This window comes from Agromyces chromiiresistens (genome assembly GCF_029167465.1).
Lineage (GTDB): Bacteria > Actinomycetota > Actinomycetes > Actinomycetales > Microbacteriaceae > Agromyces > Agromyces chromiiresistens.
This window is the reverse complement of sequence record NZ_JARFNL010000004.1, coordinates 1191348-1218195: the sequence shown is the minus strand read 5'-3', so window position 1 is coordinate 1218195 and position 26848 is coordinate 1191348. Positions and strand designations below refer to the sequence as shown.

The 26848-nt window shown below is 71.3% G+C and carries 23 protein-coding genes and 1 tRNA gene; 6 read left to right on the top strand and 18 right to left on the bottom strand.

Features of this window, described 5'->3' with window-relative positions:
- Positions 1 to 50 precede the first annotated feature (50 nt).
- From PX701_RS12955 to PX701_RS12930, 6 genes are all read right to left on the bottom strand, one after another.
- The gene (locus tag PX701_RS12955) at positions 51 to 1706 is read right to left on the bottom strand and encodes a D-alanyl-D-alanine carboxypeptidase (protein WP_275506526.1); all 1656 of its coding nucleotides are present in this window, start codon (positions 1704 to 1706) and stop codon (positions 51 to 53) included.
- Positions 1707 to 1835: 129 nt separating this feature from the next.
- Positions 1836 to 3152, bottom strand: coding sequence for an ABC transporter permease (locus PX701_RS12950; RefSeq protein ID WP_420831076.1), 1317 nt, complete (start codon positions 3150 to 3152; stop codon positions 1836 to 1838).
- A complete protein-coding gene (locus tag PX701_RS12945) occupies positions 3149 to 3832 on the bottom strand; it encodes an ABC transporter ATP-binding protein (protein ID WP_231431693.1) in 684 nt (227 codons plus the stop codon). Before PX701_RS12945 ends, PX701_RS12950 begins: the two co-directional genes overlap by 4 nt.
- A gap of 8 nt (positions 3833 to 3840) precedes the next feature.
- The gene (locus tag PX701_RS12940) at positions 3841 to 5502 is read right to left on the bottom strand and encodes an efflux RND transporter periplasmic adaptor subunit (protein WP_275506525.1); all 1662 of its coding nucleotides are present in this window, start codon (positions 5500 to 5502) and stop codon (positions 3841 to 3843) included.
- Positions 5499 to 6488 carry a hypothetical protein gene (locus tag PX701_RS12935; protein ID WP_275506524.1) on the bottom strand — a complete coding sequence of 330 codons (990 nt, stop codon included), beginning with the start codon at positions 6486 to 6488 and terminating at the stop codon, positions 5499 to 5501. Before PX701_RS12935 ends, PX701_RS12940 begins: the two co-directional genes overlap by 4 nt.
- 208 nt (positions 6489 to 6696) lie before the next feature.
- Positions 6697 to 7683, bottom strand: a complete 987-nt coding sequence (locus tag PX701_RS12930; RefSeq protein ID WP_275506523.1) for a Gfo/Idh/MocA family protein — start codon at positions 7681 to 7683, stop codon at positions 6697 to 6699.
- Positions 7684 to 7830: 147 nt separating this feature from the next.
- Between PX701_RS12930 and PX701_RS12925 the strand changes: the two genes are divergently transcribed.
- Both PX701_RS12925 and PX701_RS12920 read left to right on the top strand, forming a co-directional pair.
- Complete coding sequence (locus tag PX701_RS12925) at positions 7831 to 8664, top strand: SGNH/GDSL hydrolase family protein (protein ID WP_275506522.1); 834 nt, start codon at positions 7831 to 7833, stop codon at positions 8662 to 8664.
- Positions 8661 to 9482: an SGNH/GDSL hydrolase family protein gene (locus tag PX701_RS12920; protein ID WP_275506521.1), complete on the top strand. Its 822-nt coding sequence runs from the start codon at positions 8661 to 8663 to the stop codon at positions 9480 to 9482. The genes PX701_RS12925 and PX701_RS12920 overlap by 4 nt, the downstream gene beginning before the upstream one ends.
- A 183-nt stretch (positions 9483 to 9665) precedes the next feature.
- Here PX701_RS12920 and PX701_RS12915 read toward each other — a convergent pair.
- The 5 genes from PX701_RS12915 to topA form a co-directional block, all read right to left on the bottom strand.
- Positions 9666 to 9741 (bottom strand) — tRNA-Thr (locus PX701_RS12915).
- 144 nt (positions 9742 to 9885) lie between these two features.
- Positions 9886 to 11469 (bottom strand): alpha/beta hydrolase, encoded by a 1584-nt coding sequence (locus PX701_RS12910; protein ID WP_338029120.1) that lies wholly within the window; start codon positions 11467 to 11469, stop codon positions 9886 to 9888.
- Positions 11466 to 12695 carry a DNA polymerase III subunit delta' gene (locus tag PX701_RS12905; RefSeq protein ID WP_275506520.1) on the bottom strand — a complete coding sequence of 410 codons (1230 nt, stop codon included), beginning with the start codon at positions 12693 to 12695 and terminating at the stop codon, positions 11466 to 11468. Before PX701_RS12905 ends, PX701_RS12910 begins: the two co-directional genes overlap by 4 nt.
- Before the next feature lie 35 nt (positions 12696 to 12730).
- A complete protein-coding gene (gene tmk, locus PX701_RS12900) occupies positions 12731 to 13363 on the bottom strand; it encodes a dTMP kinase (RefSeq protein WP_231431700.1) in 633 nt (210 codons plus the stop codon).
- Positions 13360 to 16134 carry a type I DNA topoisomerase gene (topA, locus tag PX701_RS12895; protein WP_275506519.1) on the bottom strand — a complete coding sequence of 925 codons (2775 nt, stop codon included), beginning with the start codon at positions 16132 to 16134 and terminating at the stop codon, positions 13360 to 13362. The genes tmk and topA overlap by 4 nt, the downstream gene beginning before the upstream one ends.
- A gap of 206 nt (positions 16135 to 16340) precedes the next feature.
- Between topA and PX701_RS12890 the strand changes: the two genes are divergently transcribed.
- Positions 16341 to 16577 carry a hypothetical protein gene (locus PX701_RS12890; protein WP_231431702.1) on the top strand — a complete coding sequence of 79 codons (237 nt, stop codon included), beginning with the start codon at positions 16341 to 16343 and terminating at the stop codon, positions 16575 to 16577.
- Positions 16578 to 16586: 9 nt separating this feature from the next.
- Here the strand turns inward: PX701_RS12890 and PX701_RS12885 are convergent, their stop codons facing one another.
- The 5 genes from PX701_RS12885 to PX701_RS12865 form a co-directional block, all read right to left on the bottom strand.
- A complete protein-coding gene (locus tag PX701_RS12885) occupies positions 16587 to 17000 on the bottom strand; it encodes an Rv3654c family TadE-like protein (RefSeq protein WP_275506518.1) in 414 nt (137 codons plus the stop codon).
- A complete protein-coding gene (locus PX701_RS12880) occupies positions 16997 to 17305 on the bottom strand; it encodes a TadE family type IV pilus minor pilin (RefSeq protein ID WP_231431704.1) in 309 nt (102 codons plus the stop codon). Before PX701_RS12880 ends, PX701_RS12885 begins: the two co-directional genes overlap by 4 nt.
- 16 nt (positions 17306 to 17321) lie before the next feature.
- Positions 17322 to 17474: a DUF4244 domain-containing protein gene (locus PX701_RS18570; protein ID WP_231432374.1), complete on the bottom strand. Its 153-nt coding sequence runs from the start codon at positions 17472 to 17474 to the stop codon at positions 17322 to 17324.
- A 175-nt stretch (positions 17475 to 17649) separates the two neighbouring features.
- Positions 17650 to 18669, bottom strand: coding sequence for a type II secretion system F family protein (locus tag PX701_RS12870; RefSeq protein ID WP_275506517.1), 1020 nt, complete (start codon positions 18667 to 18669; stop codon positions 17650 to 17652).
- A complete protein-coding gene (locus PX701_RS12865) occupies positions 18666 to 19865 on the bottom strand; it encodes a TadA family conjugal transfer-associated ATPase (RefSeq protein WP_338029119.1) in 1200 nt (399 codons plus the stop codon). The genes PX701_RS12870 and PX701_RS12865 overlap by 4 nt, the downstream gene beginning before the upstream one ends.
- A gap of 473 nt (positions 19866 to 20338) precedes the next feature.
- On the opposite strand from PX701_RS12865, the gene acs reads away from it, so the two are divergent.
- The gene (acs, locus tag PX701_RS12860) at positions 20339 to 22294 is read left to right on the top strand and encodes an acetate--CoA ligase (protein WP_275506516.1); all 1956 of its coding nucleotides are present in this window, start codon (positions 20339 to 20341) and stop codon (positions 22292 to 22294) included.
- Positions 22295 to 22364: 70 nt separating this feature from the next.
- Here the strand turns inward: acs and PX701_RS12855 are convergent, their stop codons facing one another.
- Together PX701_RS12855 and PX701_RS12850 are read right to left on the bottom strand one after the other, a co-directional pair.
- Positions 22365 to 22835: a RidA family protein gene (locus PX701_RS12855; RefSeq protein WP_275506515.1), complete on the bottom strand. Its 471-nt coding sequence runs from the start codon at positions 22833 to 22835 to the stop codon at positions 22365 to 22367.
- Positions 22835 to 23068 carry a Sp36 family protein gene (locus tag PX701_RS12850; protein WP_231431709.1) on the bottom strand — a complete coding sequence of 78 codons (234 nt, stop codon included), beginning with the start codon at positions 23066 to 23068 and terminating at the stop codon, positions 22835 to 22837. Before PX701_RS12850 ends, PX701_RS12855 begins: the two co-directional genes overlap by 1 nt.
- 149 nt (positions 23069 to 23217) lie before the next feature.
- Between PX701_RS12850 and PX701_RS12845 the strand changes: the two genes are divergently transcribed.
- Together PX701_RS12845 and PX701_RS12840 are read left to right on the top strand one after the other, a co-directional pair.
- On the top strand, positions 23218 to 25857 hold the full coding sequence (locus tag PX701_RS12845) for a transglycosylase domain-containing protein (protein WP_275506514.1): 2640 nt from the start codon (positions 23218 to 23220) through the stop codon (positions 25855 to 25857).
- Complete coding sequence (locus PX701_RS12840; RefSeq protein WP_275506513.1) at positions 25854 to 26846, top strand: metallophosphoesterase; 993 nt, start codon at positions 25854 to 25856, stop codon at positions 26844 to 26846. The genes PX701_RS12845 and PX701_RS12840 overlap by 4 nt, the downstream gene beginning before the upstream one ends.
- Positions 26847 to 26848: the final 2 nt, after the last annotated feature.

The following is a 26848-nucleotide window of genomic DNA, read 5'->3' as shown; positions in this document are numbered from 1 at the left end:
CCCCTGTCGCGCCGCGACCGGGAGCCCCGGCGACGATCCCTCCGGCGGCGCTACCGGTTCGAGAGGTTGTCGCCGCAGAGGTAGAAGCCGGTGGCGAGGGTGTCGATCGCCGTCTTCGCGTCGTCGGAGACGTCGCCGAGCGCGTAGATCGCGAAGGTGAGGTCGGTGCCGTCCTCGGCGCGGATCACGCCGGCGAGCGTGTAGCCCGTGTTGATCCAGCCGGTCTTCGCGATGACCCGCCCGTCGGCCACCGCGTTGTCGCCCCAGAACCGGTCGTCGTAGGCGAGCGACCCGCGCTCGCCCGCGACGGGCAGTGAATCGAGCAGATGGCCGAGCTGGCCCTCGCGGGCGTTGATCTTCACGAAGAGCCGCGTGAGGTAGGCGGGTGGCACGGCGTTGTCGTCGGAGAGGCCCGAGCCGTCGACGACCGCGATGCCGGCCGTGTCGACGCCGTAGCCGGCGAGGCCTTCGAGCACGCCGGCGTTGATCGCCGCGAACGTGTTGCCCGATCCCGTCTCGATCGCGACGAGCCGGGCCAGCATCTCGGCGACGGTGTTGTCGCTGACGACGAGCGCCTTGTCGACGAGCTCGGCGACGGTCGGCGAGAGCACCTGCCCGAGCTGCTGGGCGCCGGCGGGCGCCGTGCCGCGCTCGATGGTCGCGATGCCGCCGAGCTCGTCGGCGAAGGCCTGGCCCGCGCGCCCGATCGGGTCGTCGCTGCGACGCGACGTATTCGAGTACGGGTCGTCGCGGTCGCCGTCGACCATCAGCGCGGTGATGTTCGACATGTATCCGTCGTCGCGTTCGACGAGGTCCCAGCTCGGCTGCCACTCGTCGCCGCCGAAGTACGACGCGTCGAGGACGAGCTTCGTGATGGGCGGGTTCGCGGGGTCGGCCGCCCACGCGTCCTGCACCTGCGCGGCGAGCTCGTCGAGGTGCGCGGCGCCCGGGTACGCGGTCTCGTCGCCCGACGGCGTGCGCGAGAGCGTCACGTCGCCGCCGCCGACGAGCACGACCGAGCCGGGCTCCGATCCCTTCACCACGGTGGTCGCCGCCCGGTGGTCGGGGCCGAGCACCGAGAGCGCGGCGGCCGAGGTGAGCACCTTCATGACGCTCGCCGTGCGCGATGCGGTCGCGCCCCCGCGGTCGAAGAGCACCTCGCCGGTCTTCGCGTTGAGCACCTGCGCCTGCAGGTTCGCGAGCCGCGCGTCGGCCGCACGGTCGGCGACCGAGCAGGTGCGGATCCGGCTCACCGGCGCAGCGGTCGGCACGGGCCTCGCCTCGGGCGTCGGCGTCGGGGTCTCGCTCGGCGTCGGCGCGGCCGCGGCGGTCGGGTCGGCGACGGTCGCCGACCCCGCGAACAGGGCGGCGGTTCCGGCGAGCGCGAGTGCGACCACGCCGCCGACGACGGCGAGCGGTGCACGGTGCTTCCGCACGAAGGCGAAGAAGGATGACTCGGTGCCCGCATCGCTCGCGGCGCCGACCTCGTCGGCACCGGTGGCGTCGTCGGCGTGCTCGGCACCGGTGTCGCCGTCGGCGTGCTCGGCACCGGTGGCGTCGTCGGCGTGCTCGGCACCGGTCGTGTCGTCGGCACGCTCGGCACCGTCGCTCGACGGCGTTCCGTCGAACGAGTGCTCGTCACCGGACCCGCGCGGCGGGTCGCCCGGGAGCGGCGTCGCGCCCGTGGCATCCGTCTCGTCGTTCACCCGGGCATCATACGCGCCGCACCCCCGATCCCGTTTCAGGAACGAGTGGCGGTCGACCGGCCGTCGAAGACCGGAAGCGCGCGGGACCGCGCCGGCCTCGCAGTCACGTTCCTGAGGGACGGTCGCGGCTCAGACGCCGGCGCGGAGCGCCGCGATCGGCTCGATGCGCGAGGCCTTGCGGGCGGGGTAGGCGCCGGCGGCGAGACCGACGACCGCGCCGAGCAGCGCCGCGCCGAGCACCATGGGCAGGTCGACGATCGGCGTCCACTGCTGTACGAGCGCGACCGCGACGACGGCGAACACGCCGACGGCAGCGCCGATGAGCCCACCGAGAAGGCCGATCACGATCGACTCGACCATGAACTGCCGGGCGATCTGCCGCCGGGTCGCGCCGAGGGCGCGCCGCAGGCCGATCTCGCCGGTGCGCTCCGACACCGAGAGCAGCGTCACGTTCGCGATGCCGAGCCCGCCCGCGAGCAGTGCGATGACGCCGAGGATCAGGAACACCACGTTGATGTCGGCCTGCACGTTCTCCTGCAGCGTCGACCCGCTGCGCGGCGCCTGCACGTCGAAGTTCTCGGGTGCGTTCGGGTCGAGCGCGACGGGCGCCTGCTTCGCGACGAGCGATCCGGCGCCCGGTGCGATGCGCAGTTGCAGCTCGCTCGCGCTGGGCAGCCCGAAATCCGAGCGCGCAGCACCGAGCGGCACGATCACCGAGTCGAGCAGGTCGACGCGCCGTTCCATGCCGTCGACGATGCCGATGACCGTGTAGGCCCGCTCGCCGATGAAGATCGACGGCTGACGGTCGACCCGGTTGATGCCGAGCTTCTCGGCCGCGCGCGAGCCGAGCACGGCGACGCGATCGCCTCGTTCGTCGTGGCCGGGGTCGAAGTACCTGCCCGCGGTCACGTCGCCCCGTACCGCGTCGAGCAGGCCGGGCGAGGTGGCGACGAGCGCTGGGCTCAGCGCCTCCGCCGCCGACGGATCGTTGACCGGCACCGCGGTGATGCGCTCCTCGCCGATCGACACCTCGCCGATGAGCCCGGCCCGTTCGACCCCGTTCAGCCGCTCGACGCGATCCGGCGCGTCCCACGGCAGCATCGTCGTCGCGACCTCGCCGTTCGCCGAGTCGGTCGTGCCCGGCTCGACGACCGCCTGCGTTGCGGCGACCGCGTCGAACTGCCGGCTGATCTGACCCGCCGCGGTCTGCGCGAACCCGATCGTCACGACGAGCGACGCGATGCCGAGCACCGTGCCGAGCGTCGTCATCACGAGCCGGCCCGTGTGTCCGCCGATGCCGTGGCTGACCTCGACGAGCAGGTCCTGCGCGGTGAATCGGTCGGCCCGCGGGGTCGCGTCGGGCTGCGCGCCGTCGGCGACGGCGGGCGCTGCGGCTCTCGTGCGGCCGGCATCGCCGCCCCGCCGCAGCGGCGATCGTCGTCTCACAGCTCGCTCACCCGTCCGTCGGCGATGCGGATGCTTCGCCCCGCCCGACCCGCGACCTGCTGGTCGTGCGTGATGACGACGAGCGTGAGCCCGTCCGCGTTGAGTTCCTCGAAGAGGTCCATGACCTCGCCCGAGGTGCGCTCGTCGAGGTTGCCCGTCGGCTCGTCGGCGAGGATCATCTCCGGCGCAGCCATGACTGCGCGAGCCACGGCCACGCGCTGACGCTCGCCGCCCGAGAGGGTCGTCGGCAGGAAGTCGGCCCGATGCGCGAGGCCGACCCGCTCGAGAGCGGCGCGCGCCCGAGGCATCCGATCGGCCCTCGGCACCCCGCTGTAGAGCGTCGCCAGCAGCACGTTGTCGAGCACCGTACGACGCGGCAGCAGGTGGAACGCCTGGAACACGAACCCGATCGTGCGGGCGCGGAGGCCCGCGCGCGCCTCCTCGTCGAGCGTGCCGGTGAGCACGCCGCCGAGCCGGTACTCGCCGACGGTCGGGCGGTCCAGGAGGCCGAGCACGTTGAGCAGGGTCGACTTGCCCGAGCCGCTCGGGCCGACGATCGAGAGGTAGTCGCCGCGCCCGATCGTGAGGTTCACGGCCTTGAGCGCCTGAACCTCGGGCGGACCGGGAAACGAGCGCGTGACGTCGACGAGCTCGACGACGGGCGCCGGGCTCGTCCGCATGCGGTCGCTCATTCGCCCACCACGACGAGGTCTCCCTCCTCGAGATCGCCCACCACCTCGACGAACCCCTCGGCGGCGAGGCCCGTCTCGACCTCGACGAGACGGGTCTCGGCGTCGGCGCCGGAGCTCGGGGCACCGTCACCGTCGACGAGCACCTCGACCCGCGACTCGCCGCCGGGGCCGGCCGTGAGCGCCGCGAGCGGCACCGCGAGGACCTCACCGTCGGTCGCGCCGATCGAGATCTTGACCCGTACGTTCTGACCGCGCAGGGCCTGCACCTGCGCGTCGGTCGGCTTCACGGGCGCGAGCACGACGTCGTAGCGCGGGCCCGACTCGGCGGCGTCGCCGCCCGCGGCCTCGCGCGGCGCGACCGAGGTGATCGTCGCCTGCAGCTCGGATCCATCGGGAACCGCGAGCGTCGCGACATCGCCGACCTTCAGGAGCTCGGCGTCGCTCTCGGCCGCCGATGCCTCGATCGCGAGGGTCGCGCCCGAGACGAGCATGGCCGCGCTCTCGACGATCGAGCCGCGCTCGACCATGACCTCGTCGACCCGCCGGGGCAGCTCGTCGAGGTAGAGCACCTCGCTCACCGGCAGGAAGGCGAGCGTGCCGGTCTCGGCCTCGGCGAGGAGTTCCTGCGCGTCGCCGAGCTGCGCCCGGGCGGACTCGAGCGCTGCGCGCTCGGCCGCGGTGTCGCGCGGCGCGAGCGCGGCGTCGCGCTCGACCCGAGCGAGCTTCAGCGCGTCCTCGGCCTCCGCGACGGCGTTCGCATCACCCGACGCCTTCGCGGCGGCGAGCGCCCGCTCGGCCGAGCGAACGGCGTTGTCGAGCTGCACGCGTTCGACGGCACTGGGGCCTCCGCCCGCCTCGGCGAGCGCGCGCTCCGCGGAGGAGACCTGGTCCTCGGCTGCGGTCACGCCGTCGCGCGCGGCGCGCACCGCATCGTCGGTGCCCTCGGGCGCCTCGGGCAGCGGGTAACCGACCCGTTCGTAGAGCGCTCCGACGGCGTCGGCGGTCGCGGAGTCGAACACGTTCGAGGCGACGTCGCCCGGGTCGAGGCCGATCGCCCGCAGCGATTGCTTCAGCTGGATCACGTCGGGGCCCGAGAGCCCGGCCCTGAGCGTCCGGTATGCGGGCAGTTCACCCGGAAGCACGATCACCGGCCGGCCCGTGACCTCGAGCGCGACCGACGCCGGCCCGAGCGTCGCACCGACTTCGGGCGCGCGCCCGGTGACGACCGCGGGTCCCCCGAGCTCACCCGTCTCGAGCTTCACCTCGACCGAGTCGGCGAACGCCGCGTCACCGCGGATCGTCACGTCGTTCGAGAGCGTGCGCGACTCGACGGGCACCGTGATCGGTCCGGCGTCGGGCGCCGCGGCGTCGGCGGCGGCTTGCCCCGGCGACACGATGACGAAGCTCAGCCCCACACCGGCCGCGAGCGAGACCACCGCCACGGCGGCGAGCACCCACAGCACGCGGTTGCCGCGCAGCACCCGCCGCCAGCCCTGCACGGCGGGGTCGGCGGCCGGGTCTTCGGTCGGTGCGGGTTCGGCGGATGCGGGTTCGATCTCGAGCCCGTCTTCGGCCTCCGTCAGGAGTTCGGCGCGCGATGTCTCGGGGTCGATGATCGCGTCGAAGTCGTCGCCGGCGACCCCGTCGCGGTCGGTCACTCCTCGCCCTTGCCGTACGCGGCCACGAGCTCCTCGAGCTCGGCCTCGTGGTCCTCGATGAACTGCTCCTCGAGTGCGAACTGCGCGGCGAGCTGCTTGTCCTGGTAGTCGAGCTTCTCCGCGCAGCGGAAGTCGGCGAGTGCGACGTCGATCTCCTGCTGCTTGAGCTCGGCGAGCGTCTCGGCGCTCGGCTCCTCGTACGTCTGGCCGTCGTCGCCGACCTCGTAGAGGGCGTTCTGGGCCTCCATGATCGAGTTCTGCGCGTCGCTGCGCGTCGTGAAGTCGGGGTACTCGGCGTCGGCCATGCACTCGGCCCACTTCTCGTCGAGCGCGATCATGTCGGGCTGCTTCGCGGTGCTCTCCCACAGCTTGCCCATCGCCTCGTTGAGGTCGGCGAACTGCTCGTCCTCCCAGTAGTTGTCGCCGTTGATCTCATGCTGGGCGGCGCCCTCGCAGCCCGCTTCCTCCCACTTGTACTCGTAGGAGCCGTCCTCGCCGATCTCCTCCTCGCTCGGCGGCACGCCGTAGAGCGTCGCCCAGTAGGCCTCCTGCTCGCTGGGCGAGAGCGTCTCGACGTACGGCTGGTTCGGGTCGACGAACTCCTCGGCCTCCTCCTGCTGCTGCTCCATCTCCTCCTGGGTCTGGACCATGCCCCAGCCATTGGACGCGACCCACTCCTCGGTCTCGCGTTCGGCCATCTCGTCTTCGCTCATGATCGACATGCCCTGCGACTGGTCGACGGGCACGTACTCGAATCCCTCCTCGGCCATGCACTCGGCCTTGAGCTCCTCGGTCTTCTTCGCGTCCGCGATCGCGCGTTCCTCGGTCCATTCGCCGTTGACCGCCTCGAGGTACTTCGTGAGGGGGCTGTCCTCGTATGAGAGCTCGCCTCCTCCGCCTCCGGCGGGACCTGCGGTGCAGGCGGCGAGCATGAGGACGGCTGCCGAGGCGGCGATGAAGCCGGCGACGGGTCGGCGAGCGGGCACGGGAACTCCTTCGGGTCGGTGGGCGGTGCGTGGCCTCGCATCGCGTCGACCGGTCGGGGGCCCGGTGCGCCGGCAGGGCGGCCTGCTCGGGAGCCTAGCGGGGCCCCGCGCCAGGGCGCCATCCTCCGCACGGATGATTCGGGGTCGACTCAGGGAGATCCCCGACCGTGGCGCGGCTCCGTCACCGAGGGCCGCGTGCGGGGTCGGCTCACTCCCCCGGGTACACGAGCCCGATCTGGGTGCGGATGCGGTCGAGCGTGCCCATGATCGCGACGCTCTCGCGCGTCGGCAGGATGTCGCCGCCGTCGAGGCGACCCTCGGCGACGCAGCGTTCGAGCGCCGCGGCCTGGTACTGCATGCCGCGCCCGTCGACCTGCGAGACGTACTCCTCGATGACCTCGCCGTCGGCGCGCACCACCCGGAAGGTCGTCGGCGAGTACCAGACCGAGTCGATGTCGATCCGGGCCTCCGAACCGAGCACGACGGCGGTGTTCGGTCCCTGCGTGTTCGAGGCCGAGAACGTCGACGCCATGCGCCCGCCCTCGTACCCGAAGACGGCCGACACCTGTGCGTCGGCGCCGGTCGGCTTGAACGTCGCCGTCGCCGTGATCTCGGCGGGCTCGCCGAACAGGTCCCACGCGAAGGAGATCGGATAGATGCCGAGGTCGAGCAGCGCGCCGCCGCCCAGTTCCAGCGCGTTCAGCCGGTGCAGCGGGTCCTCGGAGAGCAGCTGCGTGTGGTCGGCGATGAGGCCGCGGACCTCGCCGAGCACGCCCGCCTCGATGAGCTCGCGGATCCGCACCATGTGCGGCAGGTACCTCGTCCACATCGCCTCGAGCGCGACTCGGCCGTTCGCCTCGGCGGCGTCGGCGATGCGACGCGCCTCGCCCTCGTTGAGCGTGAACGCCTTCTCGACGAGCACGTGCTTGCCCGCCTCGAGCGCGCGCACCGCGTTCTCGGCGTGCATGGGGTGCGGGGTCGCGACGTACACCACGTCGACCTCGGAGTCGTTCACGAGCGATTCGTAGCTGTCGTGCACGCGTTCGATCTCGAACTCGTCGGCGAATCGAGCGGCGGATGCCTCGGAGCGCGAGCCCACGGCCCGCACGTCGAAGCCGTGGCGGCGCAGATCGTTCGTGAACATGCGGGCGATGCCGCCCGTCGCGAGAATGCCCCAGCGCAGAGGTTCGGTCATGCGCTCAACACTATTGCCGCGACGGCACGTCCGCCGACCGGGTGTTCGAGCGACATCGCGAAACGGCGGGCGCGAGGATGCGGGCACGTTGCGCACCCCCTGATCTGGGAGATGCGGAATGCTCACCTTCGCGCCTAGCGTTGGTCCATGAACGCGCCTTCCCCCCGGCCGAATCGACGCGGCATCCTCGCCGCCCTGATCGCCTCCGCCCTCCTCGCGATCCCGATGGGATTCGCGTCGCCCTCGCAGGCGGCACCCCCGGCGCTCCCGATCGCGAAGTACGTCGCCCTCGGCGATTCCATCGCCGCAGGGCAGGGCGCGGGCGTCCCACTCGATTCGTGCCTGCGCACCGGCGCGGGCTACGCGAACCTGCTCGACGACCAGCCCCGGATCAACCTGTTGCGCAACGCCGGCTGCAGCGGCGCCTCGATCACCGATGTCGTCGAGCAACAGCTCGGCCAGCTCAACCAGGGCACGACGCTCGTCACCATCACCGCCGGAGCCGGCGACCTCGAGATCGGAGCCGTCTACGCCGCGTGCGTGCCGGACCCGCAGACGCCCGCGTGCGCGGCCGCCTACGGCGCGGCGCAGCAGGTGCTCGCCTCGGGCGTCATCGGCCCCCGGATGGCGGCGCTCATCGCCGCGGCGCACGAACGCGCGCCACGTGCGCAGATCCTCGTCACCGGCTATCCGGTCCCCTTCGACCTCGCGGTCCCGGGCTTCCCGACCGCCATCGACCAGGCCGTGATCGCACTCAACGGATTCGTCGGCGGAGCGGCGACCGGTGCCGCCGCGAGCGGTGCGCCCGTCTCGTTCGTGCCGGTCGCCGAGGCGTTCGCCGGGCACGGGGCCGCTTCGGGCCCAGCGGCCTGGATCGGTGCAGACCCGGCCGACCCGGTCACGTTCCTCCATCCGAACGCGGCGGGCTACGACGCCTACGCGGAACTCCTGCACAGCGCGTACCTGGAGGCGGCATCATGAACGCCCGCCGGAACTTCGCCGCCGCAGCAGCTGCGATCGTCGTCGCCGCGCTCGCGCTGGCGGGCGCGTCGCCCGCGTTCGCGGCGAAGGGCGGCGGCAAGCCCGGGGGCGGCGGCACGACGGCCGAGCTCACGTATGCGGCGCTCGGGGACTCGTTCGCCGCGGGCCAGGGCGGCGGCAGCTACCTCGACACGACCTGCTATCGCAGCAGCAACAGCTACCCGAGGCGCCTCGATGCGGAGCGCAACCTCAAGCTCACCGCGTTCCCCGCGTGCTCGGGCGCCTCGACGATCGAGGTGGCCGCCGGGCAGATCGCCGCGATCCCGGCCGGCACGAAGCGCGTGACGCTGACCGTCGGCGGAAACGACCTCGGGTTCTCGAGCATCATGCAGAACTGCTTCGTGCTCATCTCGAACAGCACCTGCCAGTCGCAGCTCACCGCGGCGGAGGGCAAGGTCGCCGACGGCACCATCGCCGCCCGGGTCGCGAGCGTCATCGCCCAGATCAAGCCGCGGCTCGCCGCCGACGGCAAGATCGTGCTCGCCGGGTACCCGAAGCTCTTCAACGAGCCGTCGAGCTACGCGTACGCCGCCCGCGTCAACGCCGACACCGTCTTGCTGAACGACGTGCTGGAGGCGACCGCGGTCGCCAACGGCGCGGGCTTCGTCGACGTCGAGGCCGCCTTCGCGGGGCACGGCATCGGCAGCTCCTCACCATGGATCAACAGCTTCAGCTGGTTCAACACGACAGCGGCGTTCCACCCGAACTCGACCGGGTACGCGAACTACGCGACGCTCGTGAAGCCGGCGCTCGGCTGACGACACTCCCGCTGCCTCCCGCGGGAGAGCGCGATGGGCCCGGTGAAACCGGGCCCATCGTGCGCGACGCCCCATCCCCGACGTGGGCGCCGACGTCTGCGAGGCGTGCGCGCCGACCTCGGCGTCCGCGCTCGCGCACACCCCGCGAAACGCCGAAGGCCCCGGCGAACCGGGGCCTTCGAATGGAGCCGCCTGTGGGAATCGAACCCACGACCTTCTCATTACGAGTGAGACGCTCTGCCGACTGAGCTAAGGCGGCGTGACCCGCGTCGCGCGAAGCGCACCGCGTGGCACGAGAGACAATACTAGCGGATGCTCCGGGGTGCGAATGACCACGCTCGGCGTTCGGCGACGCGTATGCCTCGGGCCGGGCGACGGCGCGTTCGCCGACGCGTCGAACCGCTCAGCACTTCGGATCGCTCGAGGGCACGGTGCCGTCGATGAAGTACGACTCGACCGCGTCGTCGACGCAGGCGTTCGACTTGTTGTAGGCCGTGTGCCCTTCGCCGTCGTAACTGACGAGCACGCCGGAGTCGAGCTGGTCGGCGAGCGACACGGCCCACTCGTACGGCGTCGCCGGGTCGCCGGTCGTGCCGACGACCAAGATGGGATCGGCGCCCTCGGCGTGCAGTTCGGCGGGTTCTCGCTTCGCCTCGTGCGGCCAGTTTCCGCAGGACAGGTCGCCGAAGCCCATGTACGGTCCGAAGGTCGGCGCCGCGTCGGCGATCTCGGCCGCCCGCTCGCGCATCACCGCGACATCGGACTGCGACGGGTAGTCGAGGCAGTTGATCGAACGGAACGCCTCGGTCGAGTTGTCGAGGTAGGTGCCGTCGGGGTTGCGCCCGTTGTACGCATCGGCATAGGCGAGCGCAGGGTCGCCGTCGCCGAACATCGTCGCGTCGAACAGGTCGTCGAGGTACCCCCACATGTCGGGGCTGTAGAGCGGGTAGATGATCGCGGTGACGAGCGTGTCGGCGCCCACCATGCGACCGTCGCTGCCCCGCAGCGGACTGGCGTCGACCGAGGCGACGAGGCGCCCGACCTGATCGCGGGCCTCGTCGAGGGTGCCGTCGAACGGGCAGCCGTCGCGTACGAGGCAGTCCTCGAGGTAGGCGTCGAACGCGCCCTCGAACCCGACCGCCTGCGCCTTCGACACCTCGTAGTCGCTCGACGACGGGTCGAGTGCCCCGTCGAGCACGAGCCGGCCGACCTTCTCGGGGTACAGGTCGGCATAGGTCGCCCCGAGGAACGTGCCGTACGAGTACCCGAGGTAGTTGAGCTTCTCGTCGCCGAGCACCGCCCGCAGCAGGTCGAGGTCGCGCGCCGCGCTCACCGTGTCGACGTTCGCGAGCAGGTCGCCGGTGTTCTCGGCGCAGGCTTCGCCGAAGTCGGCGTTCGCGTCGCCCACCGCGGCGATCCACTCGTCGCTGCCCCGCTCGGCCGGCTGCACGCCGTAGAGGTACTCGTCCATCTGGGCGGGCTCGTAGCACGTCACCGGGGTCGACCGCCCGACTCCGCGCGGGTCGAACCCGACGACGTCGAAGCGCTCCTGGAGCGGCTGCCCGACGGCGTAGTCGAGCGAGTCGTGCACGAAGTCGTAACCGGAGCCGCCCGGCCCGCCGGGGTTCACGAGCAACGAGCCCAGCCGGTCGCCGCTCGCGACCCGCCGCACGAGGGCGAGGTCGATCTCGCCCGCCGACGGGTCGCTCCAGTCGAGCGGCGCCTTCGCGGTCGCGCAGCCGAGCCCGTCGCCGCAGCGCTCCCACTCGAGCACCTGCGTGTAGAACGGCTCGAGCTCGGCCGGGACGTGCTCTCCGGTCGGCGTCGAGACGGGCTGCGGCCGCTCGAGGAGCGAGGGCATGCACCCCGTCAGCGCCAGCACCGCGACGAGGGCGGCGGCGATGGCCGCGCCACGCCGGCCACGAGGCATCCGCATGTTCGGGAACCGGGCGCCGCGGCCCGACGTGCTGATGGTCGTGTCGGTCATGCGGCCCTTCGGGTCTCTGGGGTGCGCACGGCCGAGACCAGCATGGCCTCGAGCGCGAGCGCGGGCTGGACGTTGCCCTCGATGCGGGTACGCGCGGTCTGGATCGCGTCGAGCGTGGCGAGCGTGCCCGCTGGCGACGCCTGTTCGGCGGCGTGCTCGAGCCTCGGCAGGAGTTCGCGGTTGACGAGCTCGACGTCGGCGCCGAGCTGGATCAGCAGGATGTCGCGGTAGAGCGAGGAGAGATCGACGAGGATGCGGTCGATGCCGTCGCGCAGGCTGCGGGTCGCCCGACGCTTCTGATCGTCTTCGAGGGCCTTCAACTGCGGACGGAGCGCGGGCGGCACGGCCTGCCCCGGCGCGATGCCGAGCGAGTGCAGCGCGTGCTCGCGCTCTTCGGCGTCGCGCAGCTCGGTGATCGCCTTCGCGTCGTCGCCGGCGATCTCGAGGAACCGCGCGGCAGTCATCACCGCGCCGGCCGTCGACTTCACGTCGAGCGCGAGCTCGAGGGTCTCGGAGCGCCGGGCGCGCGCATCGTGGTCGGTCGCGAGGCGGTGCGCCATGCCGATGTGGCTCTGCGCCTCGCGAGCAGCGCGCTCGGCGAGCCCGGCGTCGACGCCGTCGCGACGCACGAGCAGGGCCGCGACGTCGGTGACGCTGGGCACCTGCAGCCGCACGGAGCGCACGCGCGACCGGATCGTCGGGATGAGGTCGGCCTCGCTCGGCGCGCACAGGATCCATACCGTGCGCTCCGGCGGCTCCTCGAGCTCTTTCAGCAGGAAGTTCGACGTGTGCTCGGTCATGCGGTCGGCGTCTTCGACGATGATGACGCGGTGCCGCCCGATCGACGGCGCGTAGTGCGAACGCTTGACGATGTCGCGCACGTCGTCGCGCTTGATGATGACGCCCTCGGTCGCGAGCACGTGCAGGTCGGGATGGCTTCGCGCGTCGACCTGGATCCGCGTCGCCTCGTCGCCGTCGGGCGCACCCGAGATGAGCGCCGTCGCGAAGGCGTAGGCGAGGTTCGACCGGCCGGAGCCCGGGGGGCCTGTGATGAGCCACGAGTGGGTCATCTGCTGCGACGGGCCTGCCGTCGGGGCCGTCGCCGCATCGTCGTCGACGCCGCGCGTCGGGGCGGATGCCTCGGGTCGGGCGCCGGCGGCCTCCGCGGCCGCTCGGAACACGGCGATCGCCGCGTCCTGGCCGGTCAGCTCGCTCCACACGCTCACGGGATCCACGCTACCTTCCGCCGCCGACGGCGGACTCAGCGGGCACTCAGCAGCGCGGCGACCCGTTCGCGGACGGCCTCCGCGATCACGTCGACCGGCTTCGACGCGTCGACGACGAGGAAGCGCGCGGGGTCGGCCTCGGCGAGCGCGAGGTAGGCGGCGCGCACCCGATCGTGGAACTCGGATGCCTCGGCTTCGAGCCGGTCGTACCGCGTGCGCGCCTCGTCGAGGCGACCGCGCGCGGCCGTCGCGTCGAGGTCGAGCAGGATCGTGAGGTCGGGCATGAGCCCCTCGGTCGCCCACTCCGAGATGCCCCGAACGGCTTCGGGGTCGAGCACCCGGCCCGCGCCCTGGTAGGCGACGGACGAGTCGATGTACCGATCCTGGATGACGACCTCGCCGCGCTCGAGCGCGGGCCGCACGACGGTGGCGATGTGATGGGCGCGGTCGGCGGCGTAGAGCAGCGCCTCGGCCCGAGGCGCGATGTCGCCGCGGTGGTGCAGCACGATCTCGCGGACCTCGACGCCGACCGCGGTGCCACCGGGCTCTCGCGTGCGCACGACGGTGCGCCCGTCGTGCGCGAGCCACTCGCGCAGCAGCTCGGCCTGCGTCGTCTTGCCCGAGCCGTCGCCCCCCTCGAGGGTGATGAACAGGCCGGGCGCGCTCACTTCTTGGACGCCGTCTTCTTCGCCGCGGGCTTCTTCGCGGGTGCCTTCTTGCGCGGTGCCGCCGGGCCCTTGTCGCGCTTGATCTGCAGCAGCTCGACCGCACGTTCGAAGGTGATGTCCTCGACCGACTCGGCGCGCGGGATCGTCGCGTTCGTCGTGCCGTCGGTCACGTACGGGCCGAACCGACCGTCCTTCACCTTGATCGGCTTCCCGCTCACGGGGTCGTTGTCGAACTCCTTGAGGGCGCTGGAGGCGCGTCGGGCGCCGTACTTCGGCTGTGCGAAGAGTTCGAGCGCACCGGCGAGGTCGATGTCGAAGATCGCGTCCTCGCTCGGCAGCGTGCGGGTGTCGGCGTCCTTCTTGAGGTAAGGGCCGTACCGGCCGTTCTGCGCGGTGATCTCGACGCCCGACTCGGGATCGAGGCCGACCACGCGGGGCAGGTCGAGCAGCTTCAACGCGGTCTCGAGGTCGATCTCCTCGATGTGCATGCTCTTGAACAGTGACGCCGTCCGCGGCTTGGGAGCCGCCGCCTTCTTCGGGGCGCGCTTGGCCTTCGGCGCTTCGACGACCTCGCCCGTCGCGGGATCGACGGTCGCCTCGGCCGCCTCGGCGACCGGCTCGGGCTCGAGCTCGGTGACGTACGGCCCGAAGCGGCCGTCCTTCACGACGACCTGCTTGCCGTTGTCTGGGTTCGCACCGAGCACGCGGTCGCTCTGCACGGGCGCCTCGATGAGTTCGCGCGCCTTCGCCTCGGTCAGTTCGTCGGGGGCGAGCCCCTCGGGCAGGTTCACACGGCGGGGCGTGGCGTCGGCGGCCCCATCGGCGTCGACCGCCTCGAGGTACGGGCCGTACTTGCCGATGCGCAGCGTGATGTCGGGCGCGATCACGACGGAGTTGATCTCGCGGGCGTCGATGTCGCCGAGGTTGTCGACGACCTGTCGCAGTCCGCGGTGCTTGTCGGATCCGAAGTAGAAGCTCGACAGCCAGTCGACGCGATCGGCTTCGCCCGCGGCGATGTGGTCGAGGTCGTCCTCCATCTCGGCGGTGAAGTCGTACTCGACCAGGTCGCCGAAGTGTTCCTCGAGCAGTCGCACGACCGAGAACGCGATCCAGCTCGGCACCAGCGCCTGACCGCGCTGCGTGACGTACCCGCGATCGAGGATGGTCGAGATGATCGAGGCGAACGTCGAGGGGCGGCCGATGCCGAGCTCCTCGAGGCGCTTGACGAGGCTCGCCTCGGTGTAGCGCGGCGGCGGGCTCGTCTCGTGCCCCTTGGCCTCGAGCTCGTCGAGCGACAGTTCCTGGCCCTCGGCGAGCTGCGGCAGCTTGGCATCGCCTGAGGCGTCGTCGCGATTGCGCTCTTCGTCGCGACCCTCTTCGTAGGCGGCGAGGAAGCCGCGGAAGGTGATGACGGTGCCGCTCGCGGTGAACTCGGCGATGGTGCCGCCGATCTTCGTCGTGGTCGCTGCAGGCGACGTCGCCGAGGCGGCCGTCGGCCCGACCTCGATCGTGACGGTCGCCGTCTGTCCCTTGGCGTCGGCCATCTGGGAGGCGACCGTGCGCTTCCAGATGAGGTCGTAGAGGTCGAACTCCCGCCCGCGCAGCGCGCCCTGGAGCGACGCCGGCGTGCGGAACACCTCGCCCGAGGGGCGGATCGCCTCGTGGGCCTCCTGCGCGTTCTTCGACTTGCCGGCGTAGACACGCGGCTTGTCGGGCACCGAGTCGGCGCCGTAGAGCGCGGTCGCCTGCGTCCGCGCGGCCGAGATCGCCTGCTGCGAGAGCGAGTTCGAGTCGGTGCGCATATAGGTGATGTAGCCGTTCTCGTACAGCGACTGCGCCACCCGCATCGTGTCCTTCGCCGAGAGCCGGAGCTTTCGCGCGGCCTCCTGCTGGAGGGTCGAGGTCGTGAAGGGAGCGGCGGGCCGGCGCGAGTACGGCTTCGTCTCGAGCTTCGAGACGCGACGGGCGACGGCGTCGTCGCGAAGGGCGGAGGCGAGCGCCTGAGCGGTCGGCTCGTCGATGACGACGGCCTTGGACGTGAGCCTTCCGGCGTCGTCGAAGTCGCGACCGGTGGCGATGCGCTCGCCGCCGACACGGACGAGCTTCGCCTCGAACGCGCTGCCGGGGGCATCCGTGGCGAACGTGCCGACGAGGTCCCAGTAGCCCGCGGCGACGAAGGCGAGCCGTTCGCGCTCGCGGTCGACGACGAGGCGGGTCGCGGCCGACTGCACGCGGCCGGCCGAGAGGCCGGGACCGACCTTGCGCCAGAGCACGGGCGACACCTCGTAGCCGTACAGGCGGTCGAGGATGCGCCGGGTCTCCTGCGCATCGACGAGCGCGGTGTCGAGCTCTCGGGTGTTGTCCTTCGCCTTCTGGATCGCGTCCTTCGTGATCTCGTGGAAGACCATTCGGCGCACCGGCACCTTGGGCTTGAGCTCCTGCAGCAGGTGCCACGCGATGGCCTCGCCCTCGCGGTCCTCATCGGTGGCGAGCAGGAGTTCGTCGGCGCCCTTGAGCGCGCGCTTGAGTTCGGCGACCGTCTTCTTCTTGGAGTCGGAGACGACGTAGTACGGCTCGAAGCCGTTGTCGACGTCGACCGAGAACTTGCCGAGCGGGCCCTTCTTGAGCTCGGCGGGCAGGTTCTTCGGCTCGATCAGGTCACGGATGTGGCCGACCGACGACAGCACCTCGTATCCCTCGCCCAGGTATTGGGCGATGGACTTCATCTTGGTCGGCGACTCAACGATGACCAGTTTCTTCGCGCCTGACACCAGACTCCTCTTTGTTCCACTTGAGACGAGAACGCACTTCGAATGCCGCGCCCCCGAGCGGTGTGCCGTGATCGGCGGTACGCTCCGCCGACAGCCACACGATACACATTCCCACCGGGAGTACGCCCACTCCACCGCGTCGAAACCTCTCGCGCCCACTCGCCGCGCCCTCTTGCGGTTCGCACCCGGCGGAGGAGAATGGCCGCATGGACACGTCATCTCACGGCTCGTACACGGCCAAGCTGATCGACGGACCGCTCGAGGGCAAGACCGTCGCGACGGGCTTCCTCGACACGGGCGACCCCAAGCCGCGGCTCGAGCTCAACGCCGACGCCGGCAAGCGCTACATCTACTCGCGCGCGGCCGGGCTCGAGTTCGAGACCCCGGGCGACGATCGCCCCTCGGCGGTCGACTACCGGTTCATCGAGACCGTCTTCGACTGAGCCCCGGAGTCAGCCCACCCACCCCGGCGGGCCGGCCCGCGCCCTCGCCGAGATGACGAGGCCGAGGACGCTCGCGTTCACCGAGACCTCCGCCACCGGCCCGTCGAGTGCGCAGGCGGTGAGGCTCGCACCGTTGCGGGCGGCGAGTTCGGCCGCGAGTTCGCAGGGCACGCCTGCGACGATCCCGGCCGATGCGTCGGCTGCGGCCAGCGCCGCGGCGTCTGCGGCGTTCGCTGCGCGCTGCGATGTGATGAACGCACCGAGGAGGGGCACGACGAGCGACGCCACGAGCACGATCGCGCCGACGAGACCGACCGCGACGACCGTCGCCGCACCCCGGTCATCGCGTGAGCGGTCGGCGACGTCGTCGCCGGTGTCGGTGCCGGTGTCGGTTTCGCGGACGCGATCTCCATCGCACCTCACAGTCCACCGCCCAGCGCGCACGAGCGGGCTTCGAGCCGCACGGCGGCGAGCAGTCCCGCGCCCGAGCTGCTGAGCAGGGCGCAGACGATGTCGCCGTCGTGCGACACCTCGATCGCCACGTCGCCCGCGACATGCGAGGCGATCGTGCGCGCCCGCCCTGCGTCTTCGCCGCGACCGAGCGCGCGGGCCGCGTCGGCCGCCGCGTCGGTGAGCCGCACCTGCTGCGCCGCGAGCTGCACCGCTCCGAGGCATGCCGCGAGCACCAGCGCGATCGCCGGCAGCGCGACGGCGAATTCCGCCGTCACGCTGCCGCGCTCGCGATCAGCCGACCGTGAGCGCATTCCGCACGAGATCGGTGAGGATGCCGCGCACCTCGTCACCGCGCAGGATGACGACGAGGAGCCCGGCGAAGCCGACGGCGGCCATCGTGGCGACGGCGTACTCGGCGGTCGCCGCACCGCGCTCGCCCGCGATACGGCGGACGAATCGCCGGACCGACGCCCGGTGCCGGGCGTCGGATCCGGCGGTCGTCGAACCGTCGGCGCTCGCGTCGACGACGTCGATCGCCTCGGTGGATCGGTTCTGCATGTCGATGTTCCCTTCGATTGCGCCGGTTGCCCGGCGGATGAGCGGCACGAGGCAGGGGCCGTCACATCGCACCGCCGAGGGTGCCGGTGACGACGGAGATCATGAGCGGCGCGACCCCGAGCAGGACGAACGCGGGCAGCACGCAGAGCCCGAGCGGCAGCATGAGGCGCACCCCGAGTGCCGCCGCTCTCGACTCGCCCTCGGTGCGGGCCGCGCGGCGCACCCGGAACGCCTCGGCACGCAGCAGTTCGGCGACGGGCGCTCCGGCCCGTGCCGCGAGCTCGACGACCCCATCGACCGCGTTGTCGCCGCCACCGAGCGACAGGTGACGTCGCATCGCGCGACGTGCGAGGTCGCGCGATCGGTCGACCGAGGCACCGCTCGACATCGCGATCGCCAGCAGTTCGAGCTCGAGACCGGCATCGGCGCGCGAGACCGAGGCCGATCGCGCGAGGCGGCGGTTCCACCGCGCCCCCGCCCAGAGGAAGAGGACGCCGAGTGCGAGGCACGCGAGGCCGAGCGGGTTGCCGACCAGCACGCCCACGGTGTCGAACCCGAGCAATGAGCCGAAGCCGAGCGCGACCACCGGCAGCGCCGAGACGAGCCGGGCACTGGCCGCCGGTCCGGCGAGGGCGGTGCCGACGTCGCGTCGCAACTGCGCCTCGTCGCGGAGCACGAGGGCGAGCGACCTGAGGCTCGCGGCGAGCGGGGCACCCGCCTCGGCGGCCACCGACCATGCGGCCGCCAGCACCGCCCAGGTCGGTGCGGCGCCCGGCTGCTCCGCTCGTGCCCGCTCGATCGCCTCGACGACGTCGTCGCCCGCAGCAGCCGCCGCCTCGGCGGCCGCGAGAATGCACTCATCGGGCGACGGCTCGACCGGCTCGTCGACGTGAGCGTGCCGTTCTCGGCCGGCGCGACCCGGGGCGGGCTCCGCCCGTGGACCGATCGACACGTAGCGCCAGGCGTTGGCGGCGGGAACGCCGGCCGCGAGCAGCACGGCGAGGCGTTCGGTGACGCCGGCGATCGCATCGACCTCCGCACCCGGGTCGGCACGTCGCCGACGTCGCAGCCGGGCGCTCATTGCGCCTCGATTCCGAGCCGGTCGCCGTCGATCACGAACCGCCCCACTTGCGCGAGACGGCGCCGGCCGTCGATGCGCTCGAGGTGTAGCACGAGGTCGAAGGCGCTCGCGGTCTGGCGCGCGACGGCCTCGGCCGTGAGCCCCGCGGTCGCCCCCAGCGCCTCGAGCCGGGCGGGCACGTCGACGAGCGAGTTGGCGTGCAGCGTGCCCGCGCCGCCGTCGTGGCCGGTGTTCAGCGCGGCGAGCAGCTCCCGCAGCTCGGCGCCCCGGCACTCGCCGACCACGAGCCGGTCGGGCCGCATCCGCAGCGCTTCGCGAAGCAGCGAGTCGAGCCCGATGCGTCCCGTCCCCTCGAGGTTCGGCTGGCGGGCCTCCAGTGCGACCGCATGCGGGTGGGCGAGCTGCAGTTCGGCGACGTCCTCGATGACGACGATGCGCTCGCGCTCGGGCGCCTCGCTCAGCAGTGCCGCGAGCAACGTGGTCTTGCCGGTGCCGCCGGCCCCCGTGATCAGCAGGTTCTCTCGGCGGGCCACCGCGGTCGCGAGCCGTGCGCGCTGCGCCTCGTCGAGCATTCCGCCCGCCGCGAGGTCGTCGAGCGACCGCCCGGCAGCCCGCGGGATGCGCACCGAGACGAGGGTGCCCGCGGTCGAGACCGGGGGCAGCACGACGTGCACGCGGATGCCGCGGCCGAGCCGGACGTCGACCGCCGGCGTCGCCTCGTCGACGTGCCGGCCGCCGCGCGCGATCAGGCGCACGGCGAGCGCCCGCACCTCCGCTTCGTCGGCGGCCCAGGCGGGTTCACGATCGGCGCCCCCGCCGCGGTCGACCCACAGGCCTGCGGCGCCGTTGAGGAACAGATCGGTGACGGGGCCGTCGGCCGCGAACGGTTCGAGCGGGCCGAGCTCGGACAGGTCGATCGGATCGGCGTCCGTCGACCCGCCCGGCGGACCGTCGGGCGGTGTCGGCACGAACGGCCGGTGCTCGGCCGGCGTGGCGATCGACCCGCCGAGCAGGGTTCGGGGCGACGGGTGGTCGCCGGAGGCCTCGCCGACGACGGCCGCACCGAACCCGCCGGCGCCCTCGTACGTGCCGCTCGACCCGCGCGCATGTCGGCGCGCTCCGCCGTCGACGCGAACGGCCCCTGCCGTCGGGGCATGCGCACGCCACGACGGCGTCGCGACGAATGGGAGGCTCATGCGGCGAGCGTACGAAGCCGGGCCGACCGCGAGGCATCCCGTCGGCCGGATGTGGAGAGAGTCCTCCCCCACGACGCTGTGGAGGAGGACTCGCCGGGCTCCGCCGAACGCTGGCTCAGCAGGGGCGGTGCCTTAAAAGAAGGGGGCGGCACCCATTGGGGGGAACAGGTGCCGCCTCGGCAGCACAAGGATTGGGGGGAATCGCAGGTGCTGCAGGCCTCGAAACGAGTGTTCGGGCGGTACTCAGTGTACGGCCTCAGAAACAATGCGCAAGCATTTTTTGTCCTCATTTGTGCGGACACTCAGAAATCTCTGCGCAAAGGCACAGTAGCGCCTCCGAAAGCCGCGCGGAAGAGCAATCGCACGATGTGTTTCTGCACGCGCGCAACACGGTCTCGGGCGCGGGGTAGTGTGCTGGGTGGGGCAGGCGACCCAACCGATGAAACAGATCGCGAAGGAGCGACCGGAGAACCATGACCGTTCAGATCGATCACGCACTCGAGGAGATCAGGCGCTTCCGTCCGAGCCCCGAGTTCGCCGCCCAAGCCGTCGCCGACGACGGACTCTACGAAGCAGCGAAGGCCGACCGCGTCGGCTTCTGGGCCGACCAGGCCCGTGAGCTGCTCACCTGGGAGAAGCCGTTCACCCGCACCCTCGACTGGTCGAACCCGCCGTTCGCGAAGTGGTTCGACGACGGTGAGCTCAACGTCGCCGTCAACTGCCTCGACCGGCATGTCGAGGCCGGCCTCGGCGACCGCGTCGCCATCCACTTCGAGGGCGAGCCCGGTGACAGCCGCGACATCACCTACGCCGAGCTGACCGACGAGGTCAAGCGTGCGGCGAACGTGCTCGAGGGGCTCGGCGTCGGCGAGGGCGATCGGGTCGCCATCTACCTGCCGATGATCCCCGAGGCGGTCGTCTCGATGCTCGCGGTCGCGCGCATCGGCGCGATCCACTCGGTCGTGTTCGGCGGCTTCAGCTCCGACAGCCTCGCCTCCCGCATCGACGACGCCGAGGCCAAGCTCGTCATCACCGCCGACGGCGGGTACCGCAAGGGCCGGGTCTTCCCGCTGAAGCCCACGGTCGACGAGGCGATCTCGAAGTCCGCCGGCTCGGTCGAGAAGGTGCTCGTCGTGAAGCGCACGGGCAACGAGGTCGGCGTCGAGGCCGGCCGCGACGTGTGGTGGCACGACACGGTCGCCGGAGCCTCAGGCGAGCACGCTCCGAAGGCGTTCGGCGCCGAGCACCCGCTCTTCATCCTCTACACCTCGGGCACCACCGGAAAGCCGAAGGGCGTCGTGCACTCGAGCGGCGGTTACCTGACCCAGGCGGCGTTCACGCACAAGAACGTCTTCGACCTCCACCCCGAGACCGACGTCTACTGGTGCACCGCCGACGTGGGCTGGATCACCGGCCACTCGTACGTCGTGTACGGCCCGCTCGCCAATGCGGCGACGCAGGTGCTCTACGAGGGCACCCCCGACACGCCGCACCCCGGCCGCTGGTGGGAGATCGTCGAGAAGTACAAGGTCTCGATCCTGTACACGGCGCCGACCGCGATCCGCTCCTTCATGAAGCTCGGCCGGCAGATCCCGCACCAGTTCAACCTGCGGTCGCTCCGCCTGCTCGGCTCGGTGGGCGAGCCGATCAACCCCGAGGCCTGGATCTGGTACCGCCACGTCATCGGCGGCGGCTCGATCCCCGTGGTCGACACGTGGTGGCAGACCGAGACCGGCGCGATCATGATCTCGGCACTGCCCGGCATCACCGACCTGAAGCCCGGCTCCGCGCAGGTGCCCATTCCCGGCATCTCGATCGACATCCTGAGCGACGACGGCACCCCCGTCGAGGGCGAGGACGGCGGGCTCCTCGTCATCACCGAGCCGTGGCCGTCGATGCTGCGCGGCATCTGGGGCGACCCCGAGCGCTTCAAGGAGACCTACTGGGAGAAGTTCGGCGACAAGTACTTCGCCGGCGACGGCGCCCGTCGCGATGAGGACGGCGACATCTGGCTGCTCGGCCGCGTCGACGACGTCATGAACGTCTCTGGGCACCGACTCTCGACGGCCGAGATCGAGTCGTCGCTCGTCGCCCACCCGTGGACGGCCGAGGCGGCCGTCGTCGGCGCGACCGACGAGACGACGGGCCAGGCGGTCGTGGCGTTCGTCATCCTCAAGCAGAGCCAGGCCGAGGCCGCCCAGGCCGACACGGCCGCCGCCTCGGAGGAGCTTCGCAAGCACGTCGCCACGCAGATCGGCGCCATCGCGCGCCCGCGTCAGGTGTTCATCGTGAACGAGCTGCCGAAGACGCGCTCGGGCAAGATCATGCGGCGCCTGCTGCGCGACCTCGCCGAGGGCCGCCAGATCGGCGACACGACGACGCTCGCCGACACGTCGATCATGCAGATCATCAGCGAGCAGGTGAAGTAGGCGCCTCGCGCAGACGACGGATGCCTCGGCGGGAAGCTTCCCGCCGAGGCATCCGCCTTCGGTCAGTGCGTCAGGCGAACTCGACGACGAGTTCGAGCTCGACCGGCGAGTCGAGCGGCAGCACCGCGACGCCGACCGCGGAGCGAGCGTGCCGGCCGGCGTCGCCGAAGATCTCGCCGAGCGCCTCGGAGGCGCCGTTGATGACGCCGGGCTGACCGGTGAAGCCCGGGTCGCTCGCGACGAAGCCGACGAGCTTCACGATGCGGGTCACGCGGTCGAGCGAGCCGATCTCGGCGCGCACCGCGGCGAGCGCGTTGAGCACGCACGTGCGCGCGTACGCCTTGGCGTCGTCGGCGGGCACGAGCCCGTGGCCGTCGCCGACCTTGCCGGTCGCTGGGAGCGCGCCCGCCGTGAACGGCAACTGGCCCGACGTGTAGACGTGGGAGCCGGTGACGACGGCCGGTACGTAGGCGGCGACGGGTGCTGCGACCTCGGGGAGCTCGATGCCGAGCTCGGCGAGACGGGCCTCGAATCCGGCCATCAGGCGTGCCCCTCGCCCTCGAACTGCTTCGCGGCCTGCGCGGCCGCCGCGGCACCCGCCTGGGCAGCGTGCGACGACTCGCCACCCTTGGGGCGCTTCAGGTACGCCACGAGCCCGCCTTCGGGCCCCTGGACGACCTGCACGAGCTCCCACCCCTCCGAGCCCCAGTTGTTGAGGATCGCGGCGGTGTTGTGGATGAGCAGCGGAGTGGTGATGTACTCCCAGGCCGGCATATGGGCTCCCTCGTTGGATGTCTCGTGCACGATGCGTGCGGAATGACGGGTCTCGGCGTGTCGTGCCCGGATGCGACGCCCAGCGCGCGTAGCGGGATTTGCCAGCCTTCTCCGTTAAGCTCCACTATATGTCTGCCCAAAAACGCACGATGAGCGACGTCGGTACCGGCATTCTCGGATTCGTCGGCATGAGCGTCGTCGCCGGCGTCCTCGTGACCGCCGCGGTGACCCCGGCACTCGCCGTCACCGGTATGGCTGCCAACAACAGCATCACGATGTTCGAGAACCTTCCGAGTTCGCTCGAGATCGGCGAGCTGGCGCAGAAGTCGACCATCTACGCGGTGAAGCCCGACGGAACGCCGTCGCCGATGGCGTGGTTCTACGACGACAACCGCGAAGAGGTCGCGTTCGAGTACATCTCGCCGTACCTCAAGGACGCGGCGGTCGCCGGTGAGGACCCGCGGTTCTACGACCACGGCGGCATCGACATCGCGGGCACGATCCGCGGTGCCCTCTCGACGGTGAGCGGCGGCGGCACCCAGGGCGGATCGTCGATCACGCAGCAGTACGTGAAGAACGTGCTCGTCTCGAACGACATGGCGAAGGCGAAGAACCAAGAAGAACGCCTCGAGGCCTGGGAGAAGCACACCAAGACGTCGATCGACCGCAAGCTCAAGGAGATGCGCTACGCGATCACCGTCGAGAAGCAGTACTCCAAGGACGACATCCTCCGCGGCTACCTCAACATCGCGGGCTTCGGCGGGCAGATCTACGGCGTGCAGACCGCCGCGCAGTACTACTTCGGTACGAACGCCCACGATCTCTCGCTCGCGCAGGCCGCGAGCCTCATCGCGATCGTGAACAGCCCCGAGGAGTTCCGCCTCGACTACCCCGACGACGAGCTCAATGGCGCGAAGACCGTCGTCGACGGCGAGACCGTGCCGTACGCGCGCAACAAGGAGCGTCGCGACTACATCCTCGACAAGATGCTCGAGCAGAAGAAGATCACGAAGGAGGAGCACGACGCGGCGATCGCCGAGCCGGTTGCGCCGAAGATCGTGCCGCCGTCGAGCGGCTGCCAGGCGTCGCCCGTCTACGCGTACTTCTGCGACTACGTGACGTGGGAGATCAAGAACAAGCTCGACAAGCCCGACACCGAAGAGAACGAGGGCGCGGCGATGCTCGAGCGCGGCGGCCTCGACATCTACACGACGATCGACATGGACCTGCAGGCCGCGGCCTACTCGGCCGTGCACGACAACGTGCCGCCGTCGATCGCCGAGGCCGACATCGGCGCCTCCGCCGTCTCGGTGCAGGTGGGCACCGGCCGCATCCTCGCGATGGCGCAGAACACCGTCTACAACGTCGACCCCGAGGTAACGGGCGACGGCTACGACGCCGTGAACTACAACTCGACGATCGACTACGGCGGTTCGAGCGGCTTCCAGCCCGGGTCGACCTTCAAGATCTTCACCCTCGGCGAGTGGCTGAAGGAGGGGCACTCGGTCAACGAGAGCATGGACGCACGCAAGCGCAATAACTGGGGTACGTTCAAGAGCAGCTGCCCCGCCGACAACGTCTACGCCGGCGACTGGGACCCGCGCAACGACGAGGGCGGCAACGGCGGCTACTGGTCGGCGCTCTACAACACCGTCAACTCCGAGAACACCGGTTTCGTCGCGATGGCGAAGCAGCTCGACCTCTGCGGCATCAAGAACACCGCGACAGCGCTCATGAGCTCTGGCCGCGCCGACGGCAAGCCGCTCGGCGAGGGCATCAACAGCGAGGGCGACCGCATCGCATTCGGCCCCTCGGCCGTGCTCGGCACTGAAGAGATCGCGCCGGTCTCGATGGCGACCGCCTTCGCCGCGGTCGCCGGCGGCGGCAAGTCGTGCACGCCGATCGCGATCGACAAGATCACCGACGCGAACGGCGAGCCGGTGGAGGTGCCGAAGTCGACGTGCACGCAGGCCGTCACTCCCGACGTCGCGGCCGGCATGACCTACGCGCTGCAGCGCGTCATGACCGACGGCACTGGCCGCTCGTCGCGCTACAAGATGGACACCGCGGGCACCCCGATGATTGGCAAGACCGGCACGACCGACGACGCGGTCGCCACCTGGATGAGCGGCGCGTCGTCGAAGGTCGCGACCGTGGTCGGCGTGTACAACGCGACCGGCTTCGTGAACCTGCGCGACACGTACATCAACGGCACCGAGGCCGCGGTCCTCCGACACAACATCTGGCCGCGCATCATGGACGTCGCCAACAACAAGTACGGTGGCGACGCCTTCCCCGAGCCCGACCAGAAGTACCTCACGACGCCGATGGCGAACGTGCCGAGCGTGCTCGGCCTCGCTCCCGAGGCCGCCCAGAAGGCCCTCCAGGACGCCGGCTTCGGCTGGACCATGGACGGCGAGGTCGACTCGGCCCAGCCGAAGGGCACGATCGGCAGCCAGTCGGCCTCGGGCCAGGCGCCGAAGGGCTCGTCGATCTCGCTGAAGGTCAGCCGCGGCAACCTGAGCGCGCTGCCCGACGTGACCGGGATGCAAGCCGACCAGGCCGAGGCCACGCTCGCCGCGGCCGGCTACCGCGTCGATCGCGACCGCGAGGACACCGACGACCAGAGCAAGGACGGCATCGTCATCTCCCAGTCGCCGGGCGCGGGCGAGAACGCCAAGCCGGGCGACAAGGTCAAGATCGTGATCGGCCGCTTCACCGGCGGCGGTGACGGCGGCGAAAACCCGGGCGGCGGCACCGACGGCGGCACAGCTCCGGAAGCCGGTTGAACGGTCGACTGACGCCCGCCGCGCGGATCGCCCTGGCGATCGGCGCGGCGGGCGTCGCCGCATTCGCGTGGGGTTCGCTCGTCGAGCGCACCCGGTGGACGCTCCGGCGCGCCGAGGTGCCGGTGCTGCCCGCGGGGGCCGAACCGATCCGGGTGCTCCACCTCTCCGACCTGCACATGGCGCCGTGGCAGCGCGACAAGCAGGACTGGGTGCGCTCGCTCGCCGACCTCGAGCCCGACCTCATCGTCGACACCGGTGACAACCTCGGGCACGAGCAGGGCCTCGAGGGCATCCGCCGGGCCTTCGAGCCCTTCCGAGGCATCCCCGGCGTGTTCGTCAACGGGTCGAACGACTACTTCGGCCCTGTGCCCAAGAACCCGTTCGGCTACTTCATGGGCCCGTCGCGGCACCGCGTGACCTCGAAGCGGCTCGACATCGACGCGCTGCACGCGTGCTTCGCCGAGCTCGGCTGGCAGGACCTCGACAACACGGCGACGAGCCTCGACCTGCGCGGCACGCACTTCGAGTTCTTCGGCGTCGACGACCCGCACAAGGGCTACGACCGTCTCGACCTCATCGCGGGCGCGATCGACGAGTTGCGCGCCGACGACCCGCTCGGCGACGAGACCTGGCCCGATCCCGGTCCGCTTCGTCGCGCTCGGAGATCGACGCCTCGCCCCACCGTGACCATCGGGGTGGCGCACGCCCCGTACCAGCGGGTGCTCAATTCCTTCGTGAACCACGGCGCCCAGCTCATCTTCGCGGGTCACACCCACGGTGGCCAGGTCTGCGTGCCCGGCTTCGGAGCCCTCGTCACGAACTGCGACATCCCGCGCAAGCAGGTCAAGGGGCTGAGCGTCTGGCGGCACGGGCTGCGCTCGGCATTCCTCAACGTCTCGGCCGGGCTCGGCACCTCGATCTTCGCCCCCGTGCGCTTCGCCTGCCCACCCGAGGCGACGCTGATCACGCTCGTTCCGGCCGATCGGTGACG

Coding starts and splice junctions, on each gene's coding strand:
- PX701_RS12855 (WP_275506515.1), bottom strand. CDS start 22,835: ATGGCCGGATTCGAGGCCCGTCTCGCCGAGCTCGGCATCGAGCTCCCC.
- PX701_RS12845 (WP_275506514.1), top strand. CDS start 23,218: ATGAGCGACGTCGGTACCGGCATTCTCGGATTCGTCGGCATGAGCGTC.
- PX701_RS12850 (WP_231431709.1), bottom strand. CDS start 23,068: ATGCCGGCCTGGGAGTACATCACCACTCCGCTGCTCATCCACAACACC.
- PX701_RS12865 (WP_338029119.1), bottom strand. CDS start 19,865: ATGAGCCTCCCATTCGTCGCGACGCCGTCGTGGCGTGCGCATGCCCCG.
- acs (WP_275506516.1), top strand. CDS start 20,339: ATGACCGTTCAGATCGATCACGCACTCGAGGAGATCAGGCGCTTCCGT.
- PX701_RS12910 (WP_338029120.1), bottom strand. CDS start 11,469: ATGACCGACACGACCATCAGCACGTCGGGCCGCGGCGCCCGGTTCCCG.
- PX701_RS12870 (WP_275506517.1), bottom strand. CDS start 18,669: ATGAGCGCCCGGCTGCGACGTCGGCGACGTGCCGACCCGGGTGCGGAG.
- PX701_RS12925 (WP_275506522.1), top strand. CDS start 7,831: ATGAACGCGCCTTCCCCCCGGCCGAATCGACGCGGCATCCTCGCCGCC.
- PX701_RS12890 (WP_231431702.1), top strand. CDS start 16,341: ATGGACACGTCATCTCACGGCTCGTACACGGCCAAGCTGATCGACGGA.
- PX701_RS12920 (WP_275506521.1), top strand. CDS start 8,661: ATGAACGCCCGCCGGAACTTCGCCGCCGCAGCAGCTGCGATCGTCGTC.
- PX701_RS12930 (WP_275506523.1), bottom strand. CDS start 7,683: ATGACCGAACCTCTGCGCTGGGGCATTCTCGCGACGGGCGGCATCGCC.
- PX701_RS12945 (WP_231431693.1), bottom strand. CDS start 3,832: ATGCGGACGAGCCCGGCGCCCGTCGTCGAGCTCGTCGACGTCACGCGC.